At 70.2% G+C, this 23,366-nt stretch carries 26 protein-coding genes and 1 pseudogene; 24 read left to right on the top strand and 3 right to left on the bottom strand.

The window, feature by feature from the left end; genetic code table 11:
• Positions 1–12 precede the first annotated feature (12 nt).
• From ligK to ACH4KB_RS34985, 8 genes and pseudogenes are all read left to right on the top strand, one after another.
• Positions 13–702 carry a 4-carboxy-4-hydroxy-2-oxoadipate aldolase/oxaloacetate decarboxylase gene (ligK, locus tag ACH4KB_RS35020; protein WP_398070657.1) on the top strand — a complete coding sequence of 230 codons (690 nt, stop codon included), beginning with the start codon at positions 13–15 and terminating at the stop codon, positions 700–702.
• Between the two features lie 19 nt (positions 703–721).
• On the top strand, positions 722–1,642 hold the full coding sequence (locus ACH4KB_RS35015; protein ID WP_398070655.1) for an amidohydrolase family protein: 921 nt from the start codon (positions 722–724) through the stop codon (positions 1,640–1,642).
• Positions 1,643–1,669: 27 nt separating this feature from the next.
• Positions 1,670–2,980, top strand: coding sequence for a protocatechuate 4,5-dioxygenase subunit alpha (gene ligA / locus ACH4KB_RS35010; protein ID WP_398070653.1), 1,311 nt, complete (start codon positions 1,670–1,672; stop codon positions 2,978–2,980).
• Position 2,981: 1 nt separating this feature from the next.
• Positions 2,982–3,956, top strand: coding sequence for a Gfo/Idh/MocA family oxidoreductase (locus tag ACH4KB_RS35005; RefSeq protein ID WP_398070651.1), 975 nt, complete (start codon positions 2,982–2,984; stop codon positions 3,954–3,956).
• Positions 3,953–4,882 (top strand): aldo/keto reductase, encoded by a 930-nt coding sequence (locus ACH4KB_RS35000; RefSeq protein ID WP_398070649.1) that lies wholly within the window; start codon positions 3,953–3,955, stop codon positions 4,880–4,882. Before ACH4KB_RS35005 ends, ACH4KB_RS35000 begins: the two co-directional genes overlap by 4 nt.
• Entirely contained in the window at positions 4,816–4,980 is a 165-nt protein-coding gene (locus ACH4KB_RS34995) for a hypothetical protein (protein ID WP_398070647.1), read from the top strand. Before ACH4KB_RS35000 ends, ACH4KB_RS34995 begins: the two co-directional genes overlap by 67 nt.
• Positions 4,981–5,398: 418 nt before the next feature.
• Entirely contained in the window at positions 5,399–5,857 is a 459-nt protein-coding gene (locus ACH4KB_RS34990; RefSeq protein WP_398070645.1) for a hypothetical protein, read from the top strand.
• 18 nt (positions 5,858–5,875) lie between these two features.
• Positions 5,876–6,106, top strand: a pseudogene (locus tag ACH4KB_RS34985) (fibronectin type III-like domain-contianing protein); the annotation flags it as partial.
• Between the two features lie 105 nt (positions 6,107–6,211).
• Here the strand turns inward: ACH4KB_RS34985 and ACH4KB_RS34980 are convergent.
• Positions 6,212–7,141 carry a LysR family transcriptional regulator gene (locus ACH4KB_RS34980; RefSeq protein WP_398070643.1) on the bottom strand — a complete coding sequence of 310 codons (930 nt, stop codon included), beginning with the start codon at positions 7,139–7,141 and terminating at the stop codon, positions 6,212–6,214.
• Positions 7,142–7,268: 127 nt separating this feature from the next.
• On the opposite strand from ACH4KB_RS34980, the gene ACH4KB_RS34975 reads away from it, so the two are divergent.
• The 15 genes from ACH4KB_RS34975 to ACH4KB_RS34905 all read left to right on the top strand — a co-directional run bounded on the left by ACH4KB_RS34975 (position 7,269) and on the right by ACH4KB_RS34905 (position 21,048).
• On the top strand, positions 7,269–8,270 hold the full coding sequence (locus ACH4KB_RS34975; protein ID WP_398070641.1) for a fumarylacetoacetate hydrolase family protein: 1,002 nt from the start codon (positions 7,269–7,271) through the stop codon (positions 8,268–8,270).
• Positions 8,267–9,229, top strand: coding sequence for a cyclase family protein (locus ACH4KB_RS34970; RefSeq protein ID WP_398070639.1), 963 nt, complete (start codon positions 8,267–8,269; stop codon positions 9,227–9,229). Before ACH4KB_RS34975 ends, ACH4KB_RS34970 begins: the two co-directional genes overlap by 4 nt.
• Before the next feature lie 54 nt (positions 9,230–9,283).
• A complete protein-coding gene (locus tag ACH4KB_RS34965) occupies positions 9,284–10,414 on the top strand; it encodes an FAD-dependent oxidoreductase (protein ID WP_398070637.1) in 1,131 nt (376 codons plus the stop codon).
• On the top strand, positions 10,411–11,415 hold the full coding sequence (locus ACH4KB_RS34960; protein ID WP_398070635.1) for an amidohydrolase family protein: 1,005 nt from the start codon (positions 10,411–10,413) through the stop codon (positions 11,413–11,415). The genes ACH4KB_RS34965 and ACH4KB_RS34960 overlap by 4 nt, the downstream gene beginning before the upstream one ends.
• A 9-nt stretch (positions 11,416–11,424) precedes the next feature.
• On the top strand, positions 11,425–12,363 hold the full coding sequence (locus tag ACH4KB_RS34955; protein WP_398070633.1) for a VOC family protein: 939 nt from the start codon (positions 11,425–11,427) through the stop codon (positions 12,361–12,363).
• Between the two features lie 126 nt (positions 12,364–12,489).
• Positions 12,490–13,461 carry a fumarylacetoacetate hydrolase family protein gene (locus tag ACH4KB_RS34950; RefSeq protein WP_398070631.1) on the top strand — a complete coding sequence of 324 codons (972 nt, stop codon included), beginning with the start codon at positions 12,490–12,492 and terminating at the stop codon, positions 13,459–13,461.
• A complete protein-coding gene (locus ACH4KB_RS34945) occupies positions 13,458–14,213 on the top strand; it encodes an SDR family NAD(P)-dependent oxidoreductase (protein ID WP_398070629.1) in 756 nt (251 codons plus the stop codon). The genes ACH4KB_RS34950 and ACH4KB_RS34945 overlap by 4 nt, the downstream gene beginning before the upstream one ends.
• A 103-nt stretch (positions 14,214–14,316) precedes the next feature.
• The gene (locus ACH4KB_RS34940) at positions 14,317–15,072 is read left to right on the top strand and encodes a CoA transferase subunit A (protein WP_398070627.1); all 756 of its coding nucleotides are present in this window, start codon (positions 14,317–14,319) and stop codon (positions 15,070–15,072) included.
• Between the two features lie 5 nt (positions 15,073–15,077).
• Positions 15,078–15,728 (top strand): CoA transferase subunit B, encoded by a 651-nt coding sequence (locus tag ACH4KB_RS34935; RefSeq protein WP_398070740.1) that lies wholly within the window; start codon positions 15,078–15,080, stop codon positions 15,726–15,728.
• A 194-nt stretch (positions 15,729–15,922) separates the two neighbouring features.
• A complete protein-coding gene (locus ACH4KB_RS34930) occupies positions 15,923–17,137 on the top strand; it encodes an FAD-dependent monooxygenase (RefSeq protein ID WP_398070625.1) in 1,215 nt (404 codons plus the stop codon).
• A gap of 25 nt (positions 17,138–17,162) precedes the next feature.
• Entirely contained in the window at positions 17,163–18,203 is a 1,041-nt protein-coding gene (locus ACH4KB_RS34925) for a cupin domain-containing protein (RefSeq protein ID WP_398070623.1), read from the top strand.
• A gap of 48 nt (positions 18,204–18,251) precedes the next feature.
• Positions 18,252–19,118 carry a fumarylacetoacetate hydrolase family protein gene (locus tag ACH4KB_RS34920; protein ID WP_398070622.1) on the top strand — a complete coding sequence of 289 codons (867 nt, stop codon included), beginning with the start codon at positions 18,252–18,254 and terminating at the stop codon, positions 19,116–19,118.
• Between the two features lie 101 nt (positions 19,119–19,219).
• Positions 19,220–19,663, top strand: coding sequence for a MarR family winged helix-turn-helix transcriptional regulator (locus ACH4KB_RS34915; RefSeq protein ID WP_398070620.1), 444 nt, complete (start codon positions 19,220–19,222; stop codon positions 19,661–19,663).
• Positions 19,664–19,903: 240 nt separating this feature from the next.
• Positions 19,904–20,029: a hypothetical protein gene (locus ACH4KB_RS34910; protein WP_398070618.1), complete on the top strand. Its 126-nt coding sequence runs from the start codon at positions 19,904–19,906 to the stop codon at positions 20,027–20,029.
• Positions 20,026–21,048, top strand: a complete 1,023-nt coding sequence (locus ACH4KB_RS34905) for an IS3 family transposase (protein ID WP_398070616.1) — start codon at positions 20,026–20,028, stop codon at positions 21,046–21,048. Before ACH4KB_RS34910 ends, ACH4KB_RS34905 begins: the two co-directional genes overlap by 4 nt.
• A gap of 221 nt (positions 21,049–21,269) precedes the next feature.
• Here the strand turns inward: ACH4KB_RS34905 and ACH4KB_RS34900 are convergent, their stop codons facing one another.
• Positions 21,270–21,743 carry a winged helix-turn-helix transcriptional regulator gene (locus ACH4KB_RS34900; RefSeq protein WP_398070614.1) on the bottom strand — a complete coding sequence of 158 codons (474 nt, stop codon included), beginning with the start codon at positions 21,741–21,743 and terminating at the stop codon, positions 21,270–21,272.
• A 101-nt stretch (positions 21,744–21,844) separates the two neighbouring features.
• Here ACH4KB_RS34900 and ACH4KB_RS34895 point away from each other — a divergent pair, with 101 nt between their 5' ends.
• Positions 21,845–22,336, top strand: a complete 492-nt coding sequence (locus ACH4KB_RS34895) for a PaaI family thioesterase (protein ID WP_398070612.1) — start codon at positions 21,845–21,847, stop codon at positions 22,334–22,336.
• Positions 22,337–22,445: 109 nt separating this feature from the next.
• Here ACH4KB_RS34895 and ACH4KB_RS34890 read toward each other — a convergent pair whose 3' ends face one another.
• Positions 22,446–23,270 carry an alpha/beta hydrolase gene (locus ACH4KB_RS34890; protein ID WP_398070610.1) on the bottom strand — a complete coding sequence of 275 codons (825 nt, stop codon included), beginning with the start codon at positions 23,268–23,270 and terminating at the stop codon, positions 22,446–22,448.
• Between the last annotated feature and the right edge of the window lie 96 nt (positions 23,271–23,366).

The following is a 23,366-nucleotide window of genomic DNA, read 5'->3' as shown; positions in this document are numbered from 1 at the left end:
GGAGAAGTACGCATGGAACACACCGAGATCGGCGTCGTCCACACCAAGATCGACCGGGCCGGCCCCGAGGCCGTCACCGAACTGTCGAAGTACGGCGTCGCGACGATCCACGAGGCCATGGGCCGGGTCGGGCTCATGCGCCCCTACCTGCGCCCGGTCTACCCGAAGGCCCGGATGTGCGGCACCGCCGTCACCGTGCTTCTCCAGCCCGGCGACAACTGGATGCTGCACGTCGCCGCCGAACAGCTCCAGGACGGCGACGTCGTCGTCGCGGCCTGCACGACCGAGAGCGAGGACGGGTTCTTCGGCGAGCTGCTCGCCACCTCCTTCCGCGCCCGGGGCTGCCAGGGCCTGGTCATCGACGGCGGTGTCCGCGACATCGCCGACCTGGAGGGCATGGACTTCCCCGTCTTCTCCCGCGCGGTCAACGCCAAGGGCACCGTCAAGGCCACCCTCGGCTCGGTCAACGTACCCGTCGTCTGCGGCAACGCCCTTGTGCGCCCCGGTGACGTCATCGTCGCCGACGCCGACGGCGTCGTCGTGGTACCGCGCGAGCGGGCCGCCGAGGTCGCCGCCTCCTCGGCCGCCCGCGAGGCCAACGAGGAGGGCAAGCGCACGCAGTTCCGTGCCGGGAAGCTCGGCCTGGACATGTACGGCATGCGCGGCCCGCTGGCCGAACTCGGCCTGCGCTACGAGGACTGACGAGGACGGACCAGAACCCATGACGATCGACTTCGAGAAGACCCCTGGCTGGCTCAACTGGTACGCCGGCCCGAGCCGACCGCGGTTCCGGCTCCCCGAGGGCGCCGTCGACGCGCACTGCCACGTCTTCGGCCCGGGCGCCGAGTTCCCGTACGCGCCCGAGCGGAAGTACACGCCATGCGACGCGTCCAAGGGCCAGCTCTTCGCGCTCCGCGACCACCTCGGTTTCACCCGCAACGTCATCGTGCAGGCCACCTGCCACGGCGCCGACAACCGCGCCCTGGCCGACGCCCTGCGCGCGTCGAAGGGCACGGCCCGGGGCGTGGCGACCGTACGCCCTGACGTCTCCGACGAGGAGCTGCGCGAACTGCACGAGGCGGGAGTGCGCGGCGTACGGTTCAACTTCGTGAAGCGGCTGGTGGACGCGGCGCCACGACAGGTCCTGCTGGACGTGGCCGAGCGAATCGCCCCGCTGGGCTGGCACGTCGTCGTCTACTTCGAGGCGTCCGACCTGCCCGACCTGCGCGACTTCTTCCTGTCGATCCCGGTCCCGCTGGTCGTGGACCACATGGGCCGACCCGATGTCACCAAGGACCCGGACGAGCCCGAGTTCCAAGCTTTCCTGAACTTCCTGCGGGCCCGGCCGGACGTCTGGTGCAAGGTGACCTGCCCGGAGCGACTGACGGTGGACGGCCGACCGGCTCTCGACGGTGAGCAGGAGGCGTACCGCGACGTAGTTCCCTTCGCCCGGCGCGTGGTCGAGGAGTTCCCCGACCGGGTGCTGTGGGGCACGGACTGGCCGCACCCGAACCTCGTCTCCCACATGCCCGACGACGGCCTGCTGGTCGATTTCATCCCGCACATCGCGCCCACGCCGGAGCTCCGGCACAAGCTCCTCGTGGACAACCCGACGCGCCTGTACTGGCCTGCCGCCGACTGACTTCCCCGTACGATTGGAACCCCACCCATGTCACTGGACAAGACCTACAAACTGGTGCCGGGGACGACCATCTTCGACGCCGAGCAGTCCGCCAAGGGCTATCACCTCAACCAGTTCTGCATGTCGCTGATGACTCCAGAGAACCGTGCGGCCTACCTCGCCGACGAGCGGGCCTACTTGGCCGCGTGGCCATTGCGCAAGGAGCAGAAGCAAGCGCTCCTCGACCGGGACCTCAACGCGGCGATGCGCGAAGGCGGCAACATCTACTTCCTCGCTAAGTGGGGCGCGACGCTGGGGTTCTCGTTCCAGCAGATGGCCGGCTCGATGACCGGCATGACCGAGGAGGAGTACCGCGCCATGATGGTCGGCGGCGGGCGCTCCGTCGAAGGCAACCGGATCGACCACGCCGTCCTGGAGGCGGCGTACACGAACCCGGAGCCGCCGGCCGAGCACGCCACCATCACCGGCGCCGTCTTCACCTCGCACGTGCCGGCGATCGGTGCGGCGCTGGACCACGGCAAGACCGAAGAACCTTACTGGAAACCGGCCTTCGGGGGGTACGACTACTCCAAGGCGTGGGAGCGGGAGAACGTCCCCGACGTGATCTTCCTGGTCTACAACGACCACGCCAGCGCCTTCGACCAGTCGATGATCCCGACCTTCGTCCTCGGCACCGGTGCCTCCTACCCCATTGCCGACGAAGGGTACGGCCCCCGCCCCGTGCCTGGCATCGAGGGCGACTCCGGCCTGGCCGCACATATCGCGCACTCCCTCATCCGGGACGACTTCGACCTCACCCTCGTCAACGACATGGCCATCGACCACGGTCTGACCGTCCCGCTGTCGCTGATGTTCGGCGACGCCGAGAAGTGGCCATGCAAAATCATTCCGTTCCATGTCAATGTGGTGCAGTATCCGGTCCCCTCCGGCGCCCGCTGCTTCAAGCTCGGCCAGGCGCTGCGCAAGGCAATCGAGTCGTACGACCGCCCCCTCAAAGTGCAGGTGTGGGGCACCGGCGGCATGAGCCACCAGCTCCAGGGCCCGCGTGCCGGCCTCATCAACCGCGAGTGGGACAACGCGTTCCTGGACCGACTGATCGCCGACCCCGCGGGACTGGCCGAAGTACCGCACCTGGAGTACGTCGAGGAGGCCGGCTCGGAAGGCATCGAGCTGGTCATGTGGCTGATCGCCCGCGGCGCGATGAGCGACGTGGACGGCACCGGCGACGTCGAGGTCAAGCACCGCTTCTACCATGTGCCCGCGTCCAACACGGCCGTCGGCCACCTGATCCTGGAGAACCACCCCCGGGCCGACGCGCCCACCGAAGGAGAGAACTGACATGACCGACGACCGAACACTGCGGATCGCCCTGGCCGGCGGCGGCGCCTTCGGCGCCAAGCACGCGACCGCACTCCGCCGCATCAAGGGCGTCGAGGTGGCCGCCGTCGTGAGCAGCAACCTGGAGCGAGCCCAGAAGTTCGCCGCCGAGCAGGGCGTCGCACGAGCCGCCACATCCCTGGACGAGGTGCTCGCGATGGACGACATCGACGCCGTCGTCCTCGCCACCCCGACCCAACTGCACGCCGCGCAGACCCTGACCTGCCTCGACGCGGGCAAGCACGTGCAGACCGAGATCCCGCTCGCCGACTCCCTCGCCGACGCCGAGGCGTGCCAGGCGGCGCAGGAGCGCACCGGTCTCGTCGCAATGGTGGGCCACACCCGCCGCTTCAACCCCAGCCACCAGTGGGTACGCCAGCGGATCGCAACCGGCGAGTTCGGCATCCAGCAGATGGACGTGCAGACGTACTTCTTCCGCCGGGAGAACCTCAACGCGCTCGGGGAGCCGCGCTCCTGGACCGACCACCTGCTGTGGCACCACGCCGCGCACACCGTCGACCTGTTCGCGTACCAGACCGGCTCGCCGATCGTGCAGGCCCACGCAATCCAGGGCCCGATCCACCCCAAGCTCGGCATCGCGATGGACATGTCCATCCAGCTGCGCGCGGAGAACGGCGCGATCTGCACGCTGTCGCTGTCGTTCAACAACGACGGGCCGCTCGGCACCTTCTTCCGCTACATCGGCGACACCGGCACCTACATCGCCCGCTACGACGACCTGTTCACGGGCAAGGACGAGCCGATCGACGTGAGCGGTGTCGACGTGTCGATGGACGGCATCGAGCTCCAGGACCGCGAGTTCGTCGCCGCGATCCGCGAGGGCCGTGAGCCGAACGCGTCCATCGCCCAGGTCCTTCCCTGCTACCGAACCCTGGCGGCGCTGGAACAGCAGCTCACCGCCGCTGCGGGCTCTTGACCGCGCCGCCGCGTGCCGACACGGGGTGGGCCCCGCGCCGGATCGGGCCCTTCGAGGTCCCGGCCATCGGCCTGGGCTGCATGAACCTCAGCCACGCCTACGGCGTAGCGCCCTCGTCAGAGGGCGCTGAGCGGCTGCTCCTGACGGCGCTGGAGGAAGGCGTAGCGCTATTCGACACCGCCGCCCTCTACGGTTTCGGCGTCAACGAGGAGCTCGTCGGACGGGTGCTTGCCGGGCACCGGGACCGGATCGTGCTGGCCAGCAAGTGCGGCATGACCGGCGTCGACGGCCGCCGCGTCATCGACGGCCGGCCCGGGACCCTGCGGCGCACCGTCGACGAGGCGCTGGCCCGGCTCCGTACCGACGTGATCGACCTCTACTACCTGCACCGTCTCGACCGAGCGGTGCCGGTGGAGGAGAGCGTCGGGGCGTTGGCCGGGCTCGTCGAGGCGGGTAAGGTGCGGGCGCTGGGCCTGTCCGAGGTGTCCGCCGCGACCCTGCGGCGCGCCCACGCCGTGCATCCGATCGCCGCATTGCAGAACGAGTACAGCCTGTGGACGCGCAACCCCGAGCGGGGGACCCTGGATGCGGCCCATGAACTCGGCGTCGCCCCTGTGGCGTTCAGCCCTCTGGCCCGGGGGTTCCTCACCGCCGCGCCCCCGGACTTCGGCGCCCTTCCCGCGGGTGACATCCGCCGGGGCATGCCCCGCTTCGACGAGCGCCACTATCCGAGCAACCTGGCGCTGCGGAGCAAGCTGGAGAAGATCACCGACGGTGCCGGCCTCACCCTGCCCCAACTGGCCCTGGCCTGGGCCTCTCCCGTGGTTCCCACGTCGTGGTCATTCCGGGAACTCGGTCGGTGCCCCACCTGCGGGAGAACCTGTCCATCCTCGACCTCGACGTACCCGGCGAAGTCCTCGACATAGCTGGACAGGTACTGAACGGCACGACCGTCCACGGGGCCCGCTACAACGAGGCCACGCTCGCCGAGATCGACACCGAGCGCTGCGAGCAAGCAGGCTGAGAGCGGGCCAGGGGAGCGATACCGACACAGAGGTTGACAGAGGGGCAGTCAATGATGACCGCACCGCAGCTCTCGGGCCTTGGCCCGAAGCCGGGTAGTTAACGTTTCCGCAGGTCGCGCAGACGAGTTGAAGAATTATCGACGCAGAGCAACGGAACTCGTTGGTACAGGCAGTCGACCAGGACAGCTTGTCCCGAAGGAACTCCGTTGTCCCGTCATTGTGTCCTGCCATCTGCGCTGACGACCATCACCCGTTTGGTCACTGTGACCGCGAGCCGGTTCACTCCCAGGCATCCGGGCGAGTTGACTGCCGTCATGCCGTTCGAACTGGTGGACGCGGTCCTTGCGGAGACGAGGACGATGCAGCAGAGGTTGCGTGATCTTCCGTCGCGGGTCGGAGTCTACTTCCCTGCCGGCGATGTGCCTGTTCCCCGAGGTCGGCCACCGGCTGGTCCGGGACAAGCTGACCGCGAGTCTATCTGGGATGCCGGCCCGGCCGACGACGCCAGTAGCGCGGTTCGGGCCGTACCGGATGGTGTCGTTCGACGGCTGCAGTTCGGACGCGCCACCGGCACCGCGCTGGCCGCCGTCCTCTTCGGCGACGCCGACCCGTCCGGCCGCCTCCCCCGCCACCGCCGCCCAGGGCCCCGGCCCCACCTCGGCCGCCCACCTCGGCAACGGACCCACGGTGTCCCACAGCGAAGGCCACCTCGTCGGCTACCGCTACTACGACGCACAGGGCCAGAGCCCGCTGTTCCCCTTCGGCCACGGCCTGTCCTGCACCACGTTCAACCTCGGCAGCCTGGAAGTCGCCTACGACGCCGGGAGCAGGACGCTCACCGCCGCCGTCACCCTCACCAACTCCGGCAACCGGTAGGGCACCGACGTCGTACAGCTCTACGCCGCCCTGCCCAGCGGTGCTCAGGCCGAGCCGCGCCGCCTGATCGGCTTCCGCAAGGTCACCCTCGCACCGAGGGCGAGCACCCGCCTCACCTTCACCGTGGACGCCCGCGACCTGTCCGTCTGGAACGCAGGCGCCTGGAAACTCGTCCCCGGCTCCTGCACCATCCACGCCGGCCGCTCCTCGCGCAGCCTGTCCGCCCAGCGCATCCTGGCCATCGGCTGATCGATACCGCGCCCCGGAACCAGCTGCCGGGCCGGCCGACCGGGGAGCCAGCCGGCCCGTGCGGTGCTCACGTACACGGGGGCGGGGCGAGGTGGCGAGCACCGATCAGGGCGGGACCCGGGTCTCGTCCTTGTCCGCCATGCGCCTGCCGACTCGGGCGGCCGTCTCGCGCAGCCAGATGTGGGCCGCGTCGTGGGTGTGAACGGGGTGCCACCACAGCGCTTCGCGCAGCGGGACTGCCTCGTACGGCGGCTCCAGTACGCGTACGTCGGCGAGGGGCGCGAGGAGGCGGGCGAGGCGGGCCTGGATCAGGGCGATACGGCTGGTGCCCTCGACCAGCAGGGGCAGGAGCTGGAAGCTGTCGACGGCGATCTCCATGCGCGGTTCGATGCCGAGCATGCCGAGCTGGCGTACCGCCGGTGCGTCGTAGGTGCGCTGGTAGGTGACCCAGGGCAGGCGGGCCAGGTCGTCCCGGTTCAGCTGGTCGCCGACGCCCGGATGGTCCCGGGCGACGAGGAAGACCCAGCGGTCGTCGTAGAGATCGGTGGAGGGGAAGTCACTGATGACGCCGTGCGGCATGAAGAGGCCGTCGGTGGTGCTGAGCAGGGTGCCGGTGTCGTCGACGACGGTGGTCGGGGTCTGGGCGAAGCGCAGGCGGATGCCGGGGGCCTCGTCGTGCACGACCCGGGCCAGTTCGGTACCGAAGACGGCGACGGCGTAGTCGGAGGCGACCAGTTTGAACTCCCGGCTCTCCTTGGCCGGGTCGAAGTCGGCCTGGCTGGCGAAGAGGCGTTCCAGCACGTCGTAGGCGGCGGAGGTGCGGTCGAGCAGGACCTGTCCGAGGGCGGTGAGCTCGTAGTGGCCGCCGACCCGGGCGAGGAGGTCGTCGTCGAAGTGGCGGCGCAGCCGTGCCAGGGCCGCGCTCATGGCCGGTTGGCTCAGGCCGACGCGCTGCCCGGCCCGGGTGACGTTGCGCTCCTCCAGCAGCGCGCGCAGCGCGACGACGAGGTTGAGATCGAGCCGACTCAGATTCACGGGTCATCCTCTTGCTGTAGGGCACCGACCAGCGAAGATTCACACCGTGGATGGCAACCATCCAGATAATCGATTTCCCTGATCACGGTGGGCGAGTCCAGATTAGTCCCACCGCAATCAGGAGGACATGTCCGTGAAACCTGAACCCGAGTCCGCGCTCTTCGCAGGACCGTTCGCCCTCGCCACGCTCTCCGCCCCGGAGAGGCCCGCGTTTCCCGCCCTCGTCACACCGGACGCCCGGATACTCGATCTGCGGGCCGCCTTCGACGACGAGCAGCTGACCGTCCGGGGAATCCTGGAGGTCTGGGAGACCGCCCTCCCCCGGCTGCGGGCGCTGGCCGGGGACGAGGGCTCCGGACGGGAGCCGCTGGCGGACTTCCGGGTGCACGCCCCCGTCGAGGCGCGCCAGGTCTTCCAGTCGGGGGCGAACTACCGGCAGCACGTGATCGACCTGCATGTCTCGCACCGGGCCCCGGACGACGACCGTTCCGAGGAGGAGCGGCGCGCCGAGGCGGCGGAGATCATGGACCGCAGGGCGGCGGAGGACCTGCCGTACGTGTTCATCGGCCTGCCAAGTGCGGTCACCGGCCCGTACGACGACGTCGTCCTGCCCGCCTGGGCCGGAAAGCCCGACTGGGAGCTGGAGTTGGCGGCCGTCATCGGCCGGCCCGCGTACCAAGTGTCGGTGGAGGAGGCGCTGGATCACATCGCCGGTTACACCATCGCGAACGACCTGACCGACCGCGCCACCGTCTTCCGCCGGGACATGCCGCAGATCGGCACGGACTGGCTGCGCAGCAAGAACGCGCCCGGCTTCACGCCGCTCGGCCCGTGGATCGTGCCCGCCGGGTCGATCGCCGACACCGGCGACCTGCGGGTCACGCTGAAACTGAACGGCGAGACCATGCAGGACGAGTCCACCAAGGACATGATCTTCGACGTCGCCCGCGTCGTTGCGTACGCCTCGCAGACCGCCCAGCTCCTGCCCGGCGACCTCGTGCTGACCGGCAGTCCCGCCGGGAACGGCATGCACTGGGGCCGGCTGCTGCGCGACGGCGACGTCATGGAGGGTTCGGTCACCGGACTCGGCGTCCAGCGCTCCCGCTGTACCGCGGAGGAGACCCCGTGAGCCTGGACCCCACCGACCCGGCGGCCTCGGTCGCCCGGGCGGCGAAAACCTGCTCCAACTGGGGACGCTGGGGCGAGGACGACGTACTGGGCACCCTGAACTTCCTCGACGAGGCCAAGCGCCGCGAGGGGGCCGCGCTCGTACGGCGGGGCGCCAGCTTCTCCCTGTCCCAGCGCTTCGACATCGACGGGCCCCAGAAGGGCTGGCGGCGGCGCACCAACCCCGTCCACACCATGCTCGACACCGGCACGGACGCCGCTCTGGGCAACCAGGGCCTCCCCCACGGCATCGGCGGCGCCGACGACGTGATCGCGATGCCGCTGCAGTGCTCCACGCAATGGGACGGCCTGGGCCATATCTTCGACCACGGCAAGGCGTGGAACGGCCGTCCTGCCGAGAAGGTCGTCACGTCCGACGGCGACCTGGTGACCGGCATCGAGCACATGGCCGCCCACGTCGCCGGACGCGGCGTCCTGCTGGACGTCGGCCGCGCGATCGGTGACGACGGAGAACTCCCCGACGGGTTCGCGATCACCGAGGACCATCTGACGGCGACCGCCGAAGCACACGGGGTCGCCGTCGGCCGCGGCGACATCGTGCTCGTGCGCACAGGGCAGCTCACCCGGGTCCGCCGCCACGGCTGGGGCGACTATGCGGGCGGGCCCGCCCCCGGGCTGTCGTTCACCTGCGCCGGCTGGCTGCACGGCAGCGAGATCGCGGCCGTTGCCACCGACACGTGGGGCTTCGAAGTTCGGCCGAACGAGTTCGAGCACGCCTTCCAGCCGCTGCACCAGGTCGCCATCCCCCACATCGGGCTGCTGATCGGCGAGATGTGGGACCTGGAGGCGCTCGCCGAGGACTGCGCGGCCGACGGCGTCTACGACTTCTTCCTCACCGCGGCTCCACTGCCCATCACCGGAGCCGTCGGCTCACCGGTCAACCCGATCGCCGTCAAGTAGCCGGTCCGGCCAGTCCGGTCTGACCACAGACCGGTGGAACAAGGGAGTTCCCTCATGAGCACAGCCCGTACGGTCCTGGTGATCGGCGGCGGCGCGGCCGGCAACGCCGTCACGATCCTCCTGCGCCGGGCCGGCCTCGACGTGCACCTGATCGAGGCCAAGGACGACTGGAACGCCACCGCGGGTTCCGGCATCACCCTCCAGGGCAACGCCCTGCGGGTCCTGCGCGAACTCGCCGTGTGGGAGCAGGTGCAGGCGTCCGGGTTCGGCTTCGGGTCGGTGGGCATCACCACCCCCGACGGCACCGTCCTGCACGCCGCCCGCGACATCCGCTCCGGCGGCGACGACCTCCCCGCCACCGTCGGCATGCGGCGCCCTCAGCTCCAGCAGATCCTCATCGACGCCGTCCGCGCGAGCGGAGCCACCGTCCGCCTGGGCGTCACGGCCACCGCCCTGGACCAGGACGCCGCCGGCGTCACCGCACGCTTCTCCGACAGCACCTCGGGCCGCTACGACCTCGTCGTGGCCGCCGACGGCGTCAACTCCGCCACCCGGGCCGCGATCGGCATCACCGACAAACCCGAACCCACCGGCATGGCCATCTGGCGCGTCGCGGCCCCCCGCCCGGTCGGCGTCACCCGCACCGACCTCGCCTACGGCGGCCCCGCCTACATCGCCGGCTACTGCCCCACCAGCGAGACCACCCTGTACGCCTACGTCGTCGAGGCCAACCGCGACCGCGCCTCCATACCACCCGAGACCTACGCCGACGAGATGCGCGGCCTGGCCTCCGCGTACGGGGGGTTCTGGCCGGAGATCACCGCGCACATCACCAACCCAGCGCAGGTCAACTACACCTGGTTCGACCGGATGCTCGTCGAGGGCTCCTGGCACCGCGGCCGGGTCGTCCTCGTCGGGGACGCCGCCCACTGCTGTCCGCCCACCCTCGCCCAGGGCGCCGCGCTGTCCCTGGAGGACGCGCTCGTGCTCGCCGAACTGCTCACGGGGGCCGAGAGCTGGGACGACGCGCTGTTCCAGGCGTACTACGAACGTCGGATCGCCCGCGTCCGCCCTGTGGTGGAGGCGTCCGTGCAGATCGGGCGGTGGCAGCTCGACGGCGTCCGCGACGCCGACGTCCCCGGCCTGATGGGCCGCACCATGAACCTGCTCAGGGAGCTGCCGTGACTTCGCCGACCGTCGACGTGCACGCCCACGTCCTGCTGCCCGAGGTCGAGGCGCTCGTCGCCGGGCTGCCGGGACTGGCGGAGGCCAAGGCGCTGGACGCCCGCCGCAACGGCCCCGCCGCCCTCGCCGTCAGCGGCCCCATGGTGGGCGAGCGCCTTCCGCGGCTCACCGACGTGGGCGTGCGGCTGGCCGCGATGGACGCGCAGGGCGTGGACGTGCAGCTGGTCAGCCCCTCGCCCTCGCACTACCACTACTGGGCGGACGAGGGGACCGCCGAGAAGGTGTACCGGCTGGCCAACGAGGCCACCGCCGCCCACTGCGCCGGGGCACCGGACCGGCTGCGGGGCCTAGGCTTCGTCCCCCTCCAGCACCCCGACCACATGGTGCGCGCCCTCGACCACGCGCTGGAACAAGGGCTCGCCGGGGTGGAGATCTCCAGCCACGCCCCGGGACGGGAGCTGTCCGATCCGGCGTACGAACCGTTCTGGTCACGGGCCGAGGAGACCGGCGCGGTCCTGTTCCTGCACCCCTTCGGCTGCACCCTCGACGAGCGTCTGGACCGGTGGTACCTGTCCAACACGGTCGGACAGCCGACGGAGAACGCCGTCGCCCTCTCGCATCTGATCTTCTCCGGGGTGCTCGACCGGCACCCCGGGCTGCAGCTGATCGCCGCGCACGGCGGCGGCTACCTACCCACCCACATCGGCCGTTCCGACCACGCCTGGTCGGCCCGCGCGGACGCGGGCGCCAGCTGTGCCCACCTGCCCAGCAGCTACCTCAAGCGGCTCTGGTTCGACTCGCTCGTCCACGACCCGCACGTCCTGCGGGAACTAATCCGCGTAGCGGGGGCCGACCGGGTTCTGCTCGGTTCGGACTTCCCCTTCGACATGGGCGCCGACGACCCGGTCGCCGCCCTGCGCGCCGCGCGCCTGTCCGAGGACGACTTCGACGCCGTACGCGGCCGCAACGCCGGATCCCTGCTCCGTCTCACCCCTGCCTGAGGAGGAACCATGAGCTCCCGTCTGCTCACCCATCTGCGGCACGTCGACCTCGCCGTGCCCGACTACGACAAGCAGCTCGACTTCTACGGCGACGTCTGGGGCCTGACCAAGGTCGCCGAGGACTCCGGCATCTCCTTCCTGGCCGCCGAGGGATCCCCCGAGCAGTACGTCGTGCGCCTACGCAAGGCCGAGGAGAAGCGCCTCGACCTCGTCTCCTACGGCGCGGCGAACCCCGCCGACGTGGACACCCTCGCCGAGCGGCTGCTGGCCGGCGGCGTGCGGCTGATCTCCCGGCCGGGCGCCGTCGACACCCCCGGTGGTGGATACGGCTTTCGCTTCTTCGACGTCGACGGCCGCACCATCGAGGTCTCCGCGGACGTCGAGGTGCGGCAGCACCGCAAGATCGAGGAGAAGGAGGCCATCCCGGTCAAGCTCTCCCACGTCGTCCTCAACTCGCCCGACCTGGACCGCACCCGCGACTGGTACGAGCGCCACCTCGGCTTCCGCCTCTCCGACACGCTCAGCTCGCCGCACATGGGCGAGGTCATGCACTTCATGCGGATCAGCAACCAGCACCACTCCATGGCGATCGCGAAGGGCCCGCACACCTCCCTGCACCACGTCTCCTTCGAGATGCGCGGCATCGACGAGTACATGCGCGGCTCGGGCCGCGTCATCCGGGCGGGCTTCAAGAAGGTCTGGGGTCCGGGCCGGCATATGGCGGGCGACAACACCTTCACGTACTTCCTCGACCCGCACGGCAACACCGTTGAGTACACCACCGAGCTGGAGAACCTCGACGAGGACACCTGGCACCCCCACGTCTACGACTTCTCCAAGCCCGAGGTCACCGACCAGTGGGGCACTGCCAACCCCATGAACGAGCTCATCGCCAAGGAGTCCTTCAACGACCCCGACCGCGGCGTGTTCGTCGCCCCGCCGGTCTGAGCCGACCGACCCCCCGTTCCCGGGGACGCGGCAGCCCTGTCCCTGCCCTGGCTCACGCCGCCGCGTCCCCGTGGTCCCGCGCCCTGTCGCGCGGGCCCCTCCCCACCCTCCCCTCCGGAGCCGCACATGCGTTTCGCCGCGTACGAACATCAGCACCGCCGCCGCGTGGCTGTGGTGGAGGAGGACGGCACCCTCTTCCCGCTGCCCGGCGTCACCTCGCTCACCGCCCTCCTCGCCGAGGGCAACGGCCTGCCGGGGCTGCTCACCGCCGGTGCGGCGGCCCTGGACGTCCCGCCCGGTCCGCACGTCTCCCGGGTGCGCCTGCTCTCCCCCGTGCAGCCGCCGTCCGTGCGGGACTTCGTGACCTTCGAGGAGCACGTCGAAGGGGTGCGCCGCGCCGTGGAGGGCGTGGCGGGCGTTCCCGAGCAGTGGTACGCGGCGCCGACCTTCTACTTCACCAACCCGCACGCCGTCTACGGGCCGCACGACGAGGTACCCGTGCCACCCGGTTCGGCGGTGCTCGACTTCGAGCTGGAGGTGGGCGCGGTGATCGGCCGCGAGGGCCGCGATCTCACCCCGGAGCAGGCCCGCGACCACATCGTCGGCTACACCGTGTTCAACGACTGGTCCGCGCGGGACCTGCAGTCGGCGGAGATGAAGGTCGGCCTCGGCCCCTGCAAGGGCAAGGACACCGCCACCACCCTGGGCCCCTACCTGGTTACCGCCGACGAGCTGGAGCCGTACCGGGACGCCGACGGCTTCCTGCGCCTCGCGCTGACCGCCGAGGTGAACGGCCAGGTGGTCGGCGAGGACTTGCTGTCAAACATGAGCTGGACGTTCGAGGAGATGACCGCTTACGCCTCGCGCGGCACCCGGGTCGTGCCGGGCGACGTCCTGGGCTCCGGGACGTGCGGAAACGGCGGTTGCCTCGCCGAGCTGTGGGGGGTGCGCGGCGAGCAGACCCCGCCGCCGCTCGGGCCCGGTGACACCGTGAGCCTCACCGTCGAGGGCATCGGCACCCTGGCCAGCACCGTCGTGCCCGGTGTGGAGCCCGTGCCGCTGCCGTCCGGCCGGCGCCGCCGTCGGGAGCGGCCGTGAACGCCCTCTCTCGCGGCAGGCTTTCGGGCAAGGTCGTCGTCGTCACGGGAGCGGCTCGCGGACAGGGCGCGGCCGAGGCCGCGGCCCTCACCCGGGAGGGCGCCCTCGTCGTCGCGACCGACGTGGCGGCGGCACCGGGCTGTCACCGCCTCGACGTCAGCAGCGAGGAGGACTGGGCCGAACTGGCCGCCGAACTGCGCGGGACACACGGCCAGGTGCACGGCCTGGTGAACAACGCCGGCATCACCTGGCGGGCCCGACTCGGGGACGTACGGCCCGAGGACATGGCGCGCGTGCACTCCGTCAACGTCACCGGCCCGCTGCTCGGCATCAAGCACCTCGCACCGCTCATGCCCGCCGGCTCGTCCATCGTGAACGTCGGCTCCTCGGCGGCCCTCACCGCCCATTACCCAGTCGCCTACACGACCAGCAAGTGGGCCCTGCGGGGCCTGTCGAAGGCGGCCTCGCTGGAGTTGGGCCCGCGGGGAATCCGCGTCAACACGATCCACCCCGGCTACATCGAGACCGAGATGACCGCCTCGGCCGCACCGGACTTCCGGGAGGCCAACGTCCGCGAGACCCCGCTCGGCCGCACCGGAACCGTCGACGAGGTCGCCCCGCTGGTCGTCTTCCTACTGTCGGACGACTCCTCGTTCATCAGCGGTGCTGAGATCCCGGTGGACGGCGGCCTGACGGCGCACGGCGGCGTCAAATCCGTCTCCGATGCCCTGCGCCCGGAGGCCGGCGGGTGAACACGGTCCTCGCCCGCGTCGGCGCCGCCCGCGCCCGTCCGGTCGTCGCCGGCTGCCGGTCCGCCAACCTGCCCGGCAGCCCCGCACGAAAGGAAACCCCCGCGTGAACAAGGTCCGAGACAGTGCCGCCGAGGCGGTCGCCGACATCACCGACGGCGCCTCGCTGGCCGTCGGCGGCTTCGGTCTCTCCGGTGTCCCCGCCATCCTCATCGACGCCCTGTACGGGCAAGGGGCGACCGCTCTGGAGGTCGTGTCCAACAACTGCGGCCTGGACTGCCGCGGACTCGGGGTCCTGCTGGCCGTCGGCCGCATCGCCCGGGTCACCGGTTCCTACGTCGGGGAGAACAAGGAGTTCGCCCGCCAGTACCTGGGCGGCGAGCTGGAGGTGGAACTGACCCCGCAGGGCACGCTCGCCGAGCGACTGCGCGCGGGCGGCGCGGGCATCCCCGCCTTCTACACGCCCGCCGGTGTAGGCACGCAGGTGGCCCTCGGCGGCCTGCCCTGGCGGTACGCGCCCGACGGAACGGTGGCCGTCGCCTCCCCGGCCAAGGAGACCCGCGAGTTCGCGGGACGCCCCCATGTGCTGGAGCACGGCATCACCACCGACTTTGCCCTCGTACGGGCCTGGCGCGGCGACCGGCACGGCAATCTCGTCTTCCGTCGCGCCGCCGCCAACTTCAACCCGCTCGCCGCCATGGCCGGTCGCGTCACCGTCGCCGAAGTCGAACAGCTCGTGGAACCAGGTGAACTGCACCCCGACGAGGTCCACCTGCCGGGCATCTACGTGCAGCGAGTGGTGGAGCTGACCCCGGCCGAGGCCGCTGACAAGCAGATCGAGAAAAGGACCCTCCGCGCATGAGCACCCTGGGCTGGAACCGCGACCAGATGGCCGCCCGCGCCGCCGCCGAACTCACCGACGGTTCCTACGTCAACCTGGGCATCGGCCTTCCCACCCTCATCCCCGGGCGCCTCCCGCCCGGCGTGCACGTCGTGCTGCACTCCGAGAACGGCATCCTCGGCACCGGCCCCTACCCCGTCGAGGAGCAGGTCGACGCAGACTTGATCAACGCCGGCAAGGAGACGGTGACCGTCCTGCCCGGGGCGAGCTTCTTCGACTCGGCGCTCTCCTTCGGCATGATCCGCGGCGGTCACATCGACACCGCCGTCCTGGGCGCCATGCAGGTGTCGGCCCGCGGGGACCTCGCCAACTGGATGATCCCCGGCAAGATGGTCAAAGGCATGGGCGGGGCGATGGACCTCGTCCACGGGGCCCGCCGCGTCATCGTCCTGATGGAACACACCGCCAAGGACGGCACGCCGAAGATCCTCCAGGAGTGCGTCCTGCCGCTGACCGGTGAGCGGTGTGTGCACCGGATCATCACCAACCTCGGCGTCATCGACGTCACCGACCGCGGCCTCGCCCTCGTCGAAACCGCCCCGGGGGTGACCATCGAGGACATCACCGCACGCACGAGCGCTCCGCTGCGCCTGGACAGCATCACCACGGCCTGCTGACCGAGCATCACCCCGACGCGCGGAACACGAGGCGGCGGCCTGCGGACCGGGCCGTCGCCCCGACATCCATTGACACCGGAGAAACACCCTCGCAATATAGTCAGTACACCAATGATTGATCTACTGATCATATGAGGCCGCTCTCCCCGCCTCTCTCTCCGGTGCCCTCCACTCCTTCCATCCCAGGAGGCCGTATGCCCGTGACCCCTGTTCCTCTCCGTATCGCCGTGGTCGGCGGTGGCATCGGCGGACTGGCCGCGGCGTTGGCGATCGCCCGCGCCGGGCACCGCGTCACGCTGGTCGAGCGAGCCGCCCGGTTCGGCGAGATCGGCGCCGGTCTCCAGCTCGCCCCGAATGCCTCTCTCGCCCTAGCGGAACTCGGCGTCCTCCCGGCCGTTCAGTGCACCGCGGTCGCCCCGCCCCGGCTCGTCATGATGGACGCCCTGACCGGCGACCAGGTCACGTCGCTGGACCTTCGCAGCGCGGCCTACACCGAGCGTTTCACCCACCCCTATCTCGTCACACACCGCACCGATCTGCACGCGACGCTGCTCGCCGCCTGCCAGGAACACCCCGCGGTCACCCTGCGCACCGGCCACACCGTCACGCACGTCGACCAGGACGGGGCCGGGGCCCGGCTGCACTTCGCCGAGACCCACCCGGTGCTGGCCGTGGACGCGGTCGTGGCCGCGGACGGCCTGCATTCACGCCTGCGCCAGACCCTGGTGGGCGACGGGAAGCCGGTCTGCTCCCGCTACGTGGCCTTCCGCGGAGCACTGCCCATAGAGAGGATGGCCGGTCCGATGTCCCGGCACGCCGCCTCGGAGGCGGTCATGGTGTGGGCCGGGCCCCGCATGCACCTGGTGCAGTACCCCGTACGCCGCGGCGAGCTGTACAACCAGGTCGCCGTCTTCGAGAGCGACCACTACACCCCGGACTCCGACGACTGGGGCACCGAGGCCGAACTCGAGGAGCGCTTCGCCGGAACCTGCCGGACCGTACGCGACGCCCTGCCGCTGATCTCACGCGACCGGCGATGGCCTCTCTACGACAGGGAGCCAATCGAGGACTGGGTGCACGGCCGGATCGTCCTGCTCGGCGACGCCGCCCACCCGATGCTGCAGTACCTGGCCCAAGGCGCCTGCCAGGCACTGGAGGACGCGGTGGCCCTGGGGCACGCACTCGGCCAGCTCGGCGACCCCAGCGAAGCCTTTACCGCCTACGCCGCGCAACGAAAGGACCGGGCGGCACGCATTCAGACCAACGCCCGCAGCTTCGGCGAGATCTGCCACCTGGAGGGCATGGGCGCCACCCTCCGCAACCTCCTCCTCGCGTCCCGCGAACCCGACGACTTCGACGACATGTCCTGGGTGTGGACGCCGACCGCCTCCGGCACCCCCGCCCCGTGAGCCGACCACCTCAGGAGGACACACCATGACAACCGACGACTCCGTCTACCAGGCTCTGGAGGGCGCGGGCGCCGCGCCACTGTGGCGCTTCTACGGCAACCTCTTCCCCGCCGAGCCCCAAAGCCGGGCCATACCCCACCGCTGGAGCTGGCAGGAGCTGCGTCCGCATCTGCTGCACTTCTCCCGGACCCTGTCGCTGGAGAAGGCGGAACGCCGCGTGCTCATGCTGGTGAACCCCGGCCTGACCGACCCCCCGGCCACCGTCAACACCCTCTACGCGGGACTGCAGATCATCCTGCCCGGCGAGACTGCCCAGGCCCACCGGCACACCTCCAACGCCTTCCGCTTCATCCTGGAGGGGTCCGGCGCCTGGACGACGGTCAACGGCGAACGCGTCCTCATGTCCCCCGGCGACCTCCTCCTCACCCCCGGATGGCACTGGCACGACCACACGCATGAGGGCGACGCGCCGATGATCTGGCTCGACGCCCTGGACTACCCCCTCGTCAACGCGCTGGAAGCCGGCTTCTACGAGAAGTACCCCGAGCGCCTCCAGCCCGTCACCCGCCCGGACGACGCCGGCAGCAGACAGTTCCTCCACGGCCGGCTGAACCCGGTCTGGCTCAAGCAGGAGGGCCCCAACTCCCCCGTGACGCGCTACACCTGGGAGGAGACCCACCGCACCCTGGACGGCATCGCCGACAGCGCCGAGGGCAGTGACGTCGACGGCATCGTCCTGGAGTACACCAACCCGTGGACGGGCGGCCCGGTCATGCCCACCATCGGCTGCCGCATCCAGCGGCTGCGTCCGGGCTTCCAGGGAGCCGGCCGCCGCCACACGGCCTCCACCGTCTTCAACGTCGTCCGCGGCGAGGGCGCCACCATCGTGGACGGCAAGCGGCTGGAATGGTCCGAGCACGACACCTTCGCCGTGCCCGGGTGGGCGTCCTACCGGCACGTGAACACCTCGCCCTCGGCGGACACCGTCCTGTTCTCCTACAGCGACGAGCCCGTCATGCGCTCCCTCGGCCTCTACCGCACGGAAGACGCCGACCCCGGCGCCTGACCCCTGCCCCGGCCCGACACTGATCCGACACCTCACAAGGAGGCCCTGATGCGCCTGGCCCTGTTCAACGAGGGGCGGCTCGGACTCGTCGACGGCGATGACCTCGTCGACGTGACCGACCGACTCGCCGACCCCGGCATATCTGGCCCGGCGGGAGCGCTACACCGGTACATCGAGACCACGGCCCGCGACGGCGCCACCCCGCTCGATGTCTCCGGCCTCCCACGCATTCCGCGCGCCGAAGCAATTCTCCAGGCCCCACTTCCCCGCCCCGGCAAGATAGTCGGCGCGCCGGTCAACTACCTCGACCACAAGGCCGAGATGGAGTGCACCACCTCCATCGCCGACCTCGGCGTCTTCCTCAAGGCCAACTCCTCGGTCATCGGCCCCAGCCAGGACATCCTCCTGCCCTACACCGACAAACGCACCGACCAGGAAGGTGAACTGGGCGTCGTCATCGGTCGCACCGCCACCCACGTGAGCGCCGACGAAGCACTGGACCACGTTTTCGGCTACACCTGCCTGCTGGACATCACCGTCCGCTCGGGCGAGGACCGCTCCACCCGCAAGTCGTTCGACACCTTCACCCCCCTCGGCCCGTGGGTCGTCACCGCGGACGAGATCCCCGACCCGGACTCCCTCGACCTGCGCTGCGACGTCGGCGGCGCCACCCGGCAGCGGACGAACACCGCAGACCTGATCTTCGGCGTCCGTGAACTGATCGCCTACACCTCCTCCGTCATGACGCTGCACCCCGGCGACGTCATCGCGACCGGCACACCGGCCGGCGTGGGACCGCTCAGCCACGGCGACCGGGTCGTCCTGGACATCGAGCGGATCGGCCGTCTCGAAGTCAGCGTCGACGGATCACGGGCCGTCCCCTACGAGCAGCGCCCCGGACGTCGCACCGGCTGACGGCGCCGCCTCCGCGCGAGGGCGTCGGCGCTCATAGACTCGCGGGGTGCCGGCCGGCAGTCCGGCCGGCACCTCTCGGAGACCGAACGAACGGAGCACCGGTGGCGCGCGCACTGGACCTGGACAACTACGTCGGACATCTGATCCGACGCGCGGAACAGGTACACACCGCGCTGTGGTCCCGGCACGTGTCCCGGGAGATCACCTCGCAGCAGTTCGCCGTCCTCAACGCCCTGCGCCGGGAACCCGGCATCGACCAGCGCACCGTCGCCCACCGCACCTCCCTGGACCGCTCCACGATCAACCAGATGGTCCGGCGCCTGACCGACCAGGGTTATCTGAGCCAGGTACGGGACGTGGAGGACCGCAGGCGCACCCTGCTGGGTCTCACCGACGAAGGCGCCGGACTGCTCGATTCCCTGATCCCGCCGGCGAAACGGATCAACGAGCGCCTCCTGGAGTCACTGCCGGAGAGCGAGCGGTCCCTGGCCACGAAAATTCTCCGCGAGATCGCCTCCACGGACAGCGAGTCGCCTGACGGCTGAGCCGGCCTCTCACGCTCTCTGCACGGGCGGGGGTCCGGCTGCGCCACCACGGGCCGCGTCGTGGAAACTCCCGGGACCACGTGCTGGCTGAGGCTGACCCCGTGGAGTGGACACCCTGACAATGGATCTTGACGGTCCAGGGAGGCCGCGGATCTCGGTGTCACTGCGGAGTCGCTGCGGATTTGGGTCCGCAAGGATGAGGCCCCGGCCATATCCGACGGCCGTGACGGCGGCGTCAACGTGGCCGAGGAACTGGCCCGGCTGCGGGCGGAGAACACCCGGCTGCTCAAGGCCGAGCAGGAGTGGCGCCTGGAGCGCGAGATCCTGCGCCGGGCAGCCGCCTATTTCGCGCGGGAGGTGAAGTGAGATCCCGCCGCTGGGGCTTCATCTCCGAGAACCGCGCCGACTTCGGCGTCCAGCGGATCTGCCGGGTGCTGGGGGCGTCCCGCGCCGCCTACTACCGGCACCTGGCCACCGCACCGGCCCGCGCCGAGCGCCAAGCCAAGGAGAAGCGGACCGTAAGCGAGATCCGCGCCATCCACACCGAGCACCATGGCGCCTACGGAGCTCCGCGCGTCCATGCCGAGCTGCGGGCGAGGGGGCGGAGGATCAACCGCAAGCGCGTCTCCCGGCTGATGCGGACCAACCACATCGTCGGTCGGCACCTGCGGAGGAAGAAACGGACGACGATCGCCGACAGAGCCACGGTACCCGTGCCGGACCTGGTGATGCGCGATTTCACCGCGGACACGTTGAACACCAGGTGGTGCGGCGACATCACGCACATAGCCGTCGGTTCGACGTGGCTCTACCTCGCCACGGTGATCGACATCTGCTCGAGGAAGGTCGTGGGCTGGTCAATCGCGGACCACATGCGCACCTCGCTGGTCACCGGCGCGATCGAGATGGCCGTGGCCTCCCGCGGCGGCCGGGTTCACGGCGTCGTGTTCAACGCCGACAGGGGCGCCCAGTACAACGCGGCCGCCTTCGCCGACGTCTGCGGCACGGCATCCGCCGCAGCATGGGCCGGGTCGGTTAGCTATGACAATGCCCTCGCCGAGTCGTTCTTCCAGAGCCTCAAGCGCGAACTGCTTCACGGACGCCGCTGGACATCCAAGGCACAGACCCGCCTCGAGCTGTTCCGCTGGCTGTCGTACTACAACCGGCGCCGTCGCCACTCCGCACTCGGCTACCGCACACCGGCCGAGTTCGACAACTCAACACGACACGTACGCTGTCACTCGTCGCGTGAAAACCGGTGTCCACTCCCCGGGATCAACCTCAGGGAGGAGTCGCCCCTCCGGCGACGACATTGCCGCTCAGGGATGACAATGTCGCGCGAGGTCGTACGGAGGCGCGGTTGCCGGGGCCGGACACGGTGCTGACAGCGCGAGACCCCTGGCGACGAGGCCCCCGGGTGTAGGTTTCGGAGCTGCCCGCTGCTGCGTTGTCTGGTGTCAGGAGATGCGACAGGTTTCGCAGGCGTGTTTGAAGTACGCTCCCCCGTTCGGCGAACTTACCGTCGCAATCGCCCTCTTGAAAGCGGCCGGCGCCTCCAGTGCCAGGCCATTCCGCCATCAGTCGGCTGCCCGCCCGGGCTAACGGCTCACGAGAGACGTCGCGCGCCTGGCCCCATTCGGACGGTGACATCCTTGGAAGTCAGTGGGGTGTGCTCTGCGGAGCACTGGACGGTGATGTGGACCGGGGCGCCGCAGTCTGTGTGGGTCACGTCCAGGACGGGGCCCGGGCTCTTGGGGTCGACGGCGTGGGTCTCGCCCCACTGGCTGAGAGCCACCAGGACGGGCCACAGGTCCCAGCCTTTACGGGTCAGGTGGTACTCGTTGCGGGAGCGTCGGCCCGGCTCCTGGTAGGCGACAGCCTTCAGCACGCCAGCTGCGGTCAGCTTCCGCAGGCGGTCGCTGAGGACGGCCTCCGAGAGGCCGATGTGACGGCGGAAGCCGTCGAAGCGGCGCACCCCGTTGACGGCGTCACGCAGGATCAGCAGCGTCCATTTCTCCCCAACTAGATCCAGCGCGCGCTGGACTGGGCAGTTCTCCGTACTCACCTCAAGCCACTCCATCCGGTCATCGTAGAGCCCCTGGCTTCGTCATTGACAGTCAGATGAGGGCGCAGCTAGCTTCACTTGTGAAAGTCAGATCATCAGAAGGAGGTGGCTGGGCTGTGGGGCGAACACGTACGTACAGCTGGGACGATCCGGCGATCCCGGCGCAGGCCGCTGCGGGCATGGCCGGTCTCGACTTTCTGCGCGAGGTGCAGGCGGGGCGGCTTGCCGCGGCGCCCGTCGGCCGGACCCTCGACTTCGCCCTGGACGAGGTGGAACACGGCAGGGCGGTCTTCTCCCTGGTGCCGGGCGAGGAGCACTACAACCCGATCGGCAGTATGCACGGCGGCGTTTTCGCCACGCTGCTCGACTCCGCGGCGGGCTGCGCCGTCCAGTCCACGCTTCCGCCGGGGATGGCGTACACCTCGCTCGATCTGACGGTGAAATTCCTGCGGCCCGTCACTGTGGACACGGGCCGGGTGCGCGCCGTCGGCACGGTGATCAGCGGTGGCCGCCGAACCGCTCTCGCCCAGGCCCAGTTGGTCGACGCGGCGGACCGCCTGCTCGCGCACGCCACCAGCAGCTGCCTCCTCTTCCCGGTGCCCGTGTGACGTTCTGAGACGGCGGGACACCGCGATGCCAGTGACCGATGAACCGGTCACTGGCATCGCGGTGTCTCGCTGTCGCGGCGGTCTTTCGAGCCTCGCGCTCCTGCTAGGTTCAGGCACCGAGGTGCTGGCGCAGCCACTGGCCCATCTGCTGGATGGCCTGGTCGGTCTCGGGTACGCGTCCGGCGCTGAGGATGAAGGAGTGCTGGCCTTCGGGCAGCGGGTGGACCTCGGAGGTGATCTTGAAGTCGGCGAGGCGGCGTCCGAGCGCGGCGCCGTCGTCGGCGAGGGTCTCGTACCCGCCGAAGTGGACGGTGGTGGGCGGCAGGCCGGTCAGGTCGGCGTTCACGAGGCTGATCTGCGGGTCGGCGAAGTCCACGGCGGGGTCCTGGAGCCAGGCTGACCGGAAGAGTTCCAGCGTGGACCTGCTGAGCATCTTGTCGTTGTCTTCGTTCGCGTCGACCGAAGGGTTTTGGATGGTGAGGTCGGTCCACGGTGAGACGCTGACGATTGCGCCCGGGGTCGCCTCACCCTTCGCGAGCAGGCGCAGCGGGAGCATCACTGCGAGGGTGCCGCCGATGGAGTGGCCGGTGCTGCCGATGTTCTTCGGCTCGTAGCTCTGGGAGAGCAGCCAGCGGCAAGCGGTCTCGGCGTCGTCGAGCTGGGCCGGGTAGGGGTGTTCGGGGGCCAGGCGGAAGTCCACGATCAGTGAGCGCGCGCCGGCGGCCTTGGCGATGGGACCGGCGGCCTTACGGTCGGAGTACATGGAGGCGGTGACGGATCCGCCGAAGTGGAAGTGGAGCAGCGCCTTACCGGGGTTGGCGCCCGCGGGGATGGCCCACAGGGCGGGGACGCCGCCCGCGTCGACCTCGGCGTAGCTGACGCCTTCGGGTTCGGTCGAGGCGCGCTGGTAGGAGTCGATGATGTCGCGGATCATCGACAACGGGCGCGTCTACCTACGCGAGATGGTCTTCGGCGACCCCGTCGAACCCCACCACCACGAGGCCCTCAGCATCACCGGACAGACCGAGTA

Source organism: Streptomyces sp. NPDC017520, assembly GCF_044329855.1.
Classification (GTDB): domain Bacteria; phylum Actinomycetota; class Actinomycetes; order Streptomycetales; family Streptomycetaceae; genus Streptomyces.
This window is presented reverse-complemented; position numbering and strand designations above follow the sequence as displayed.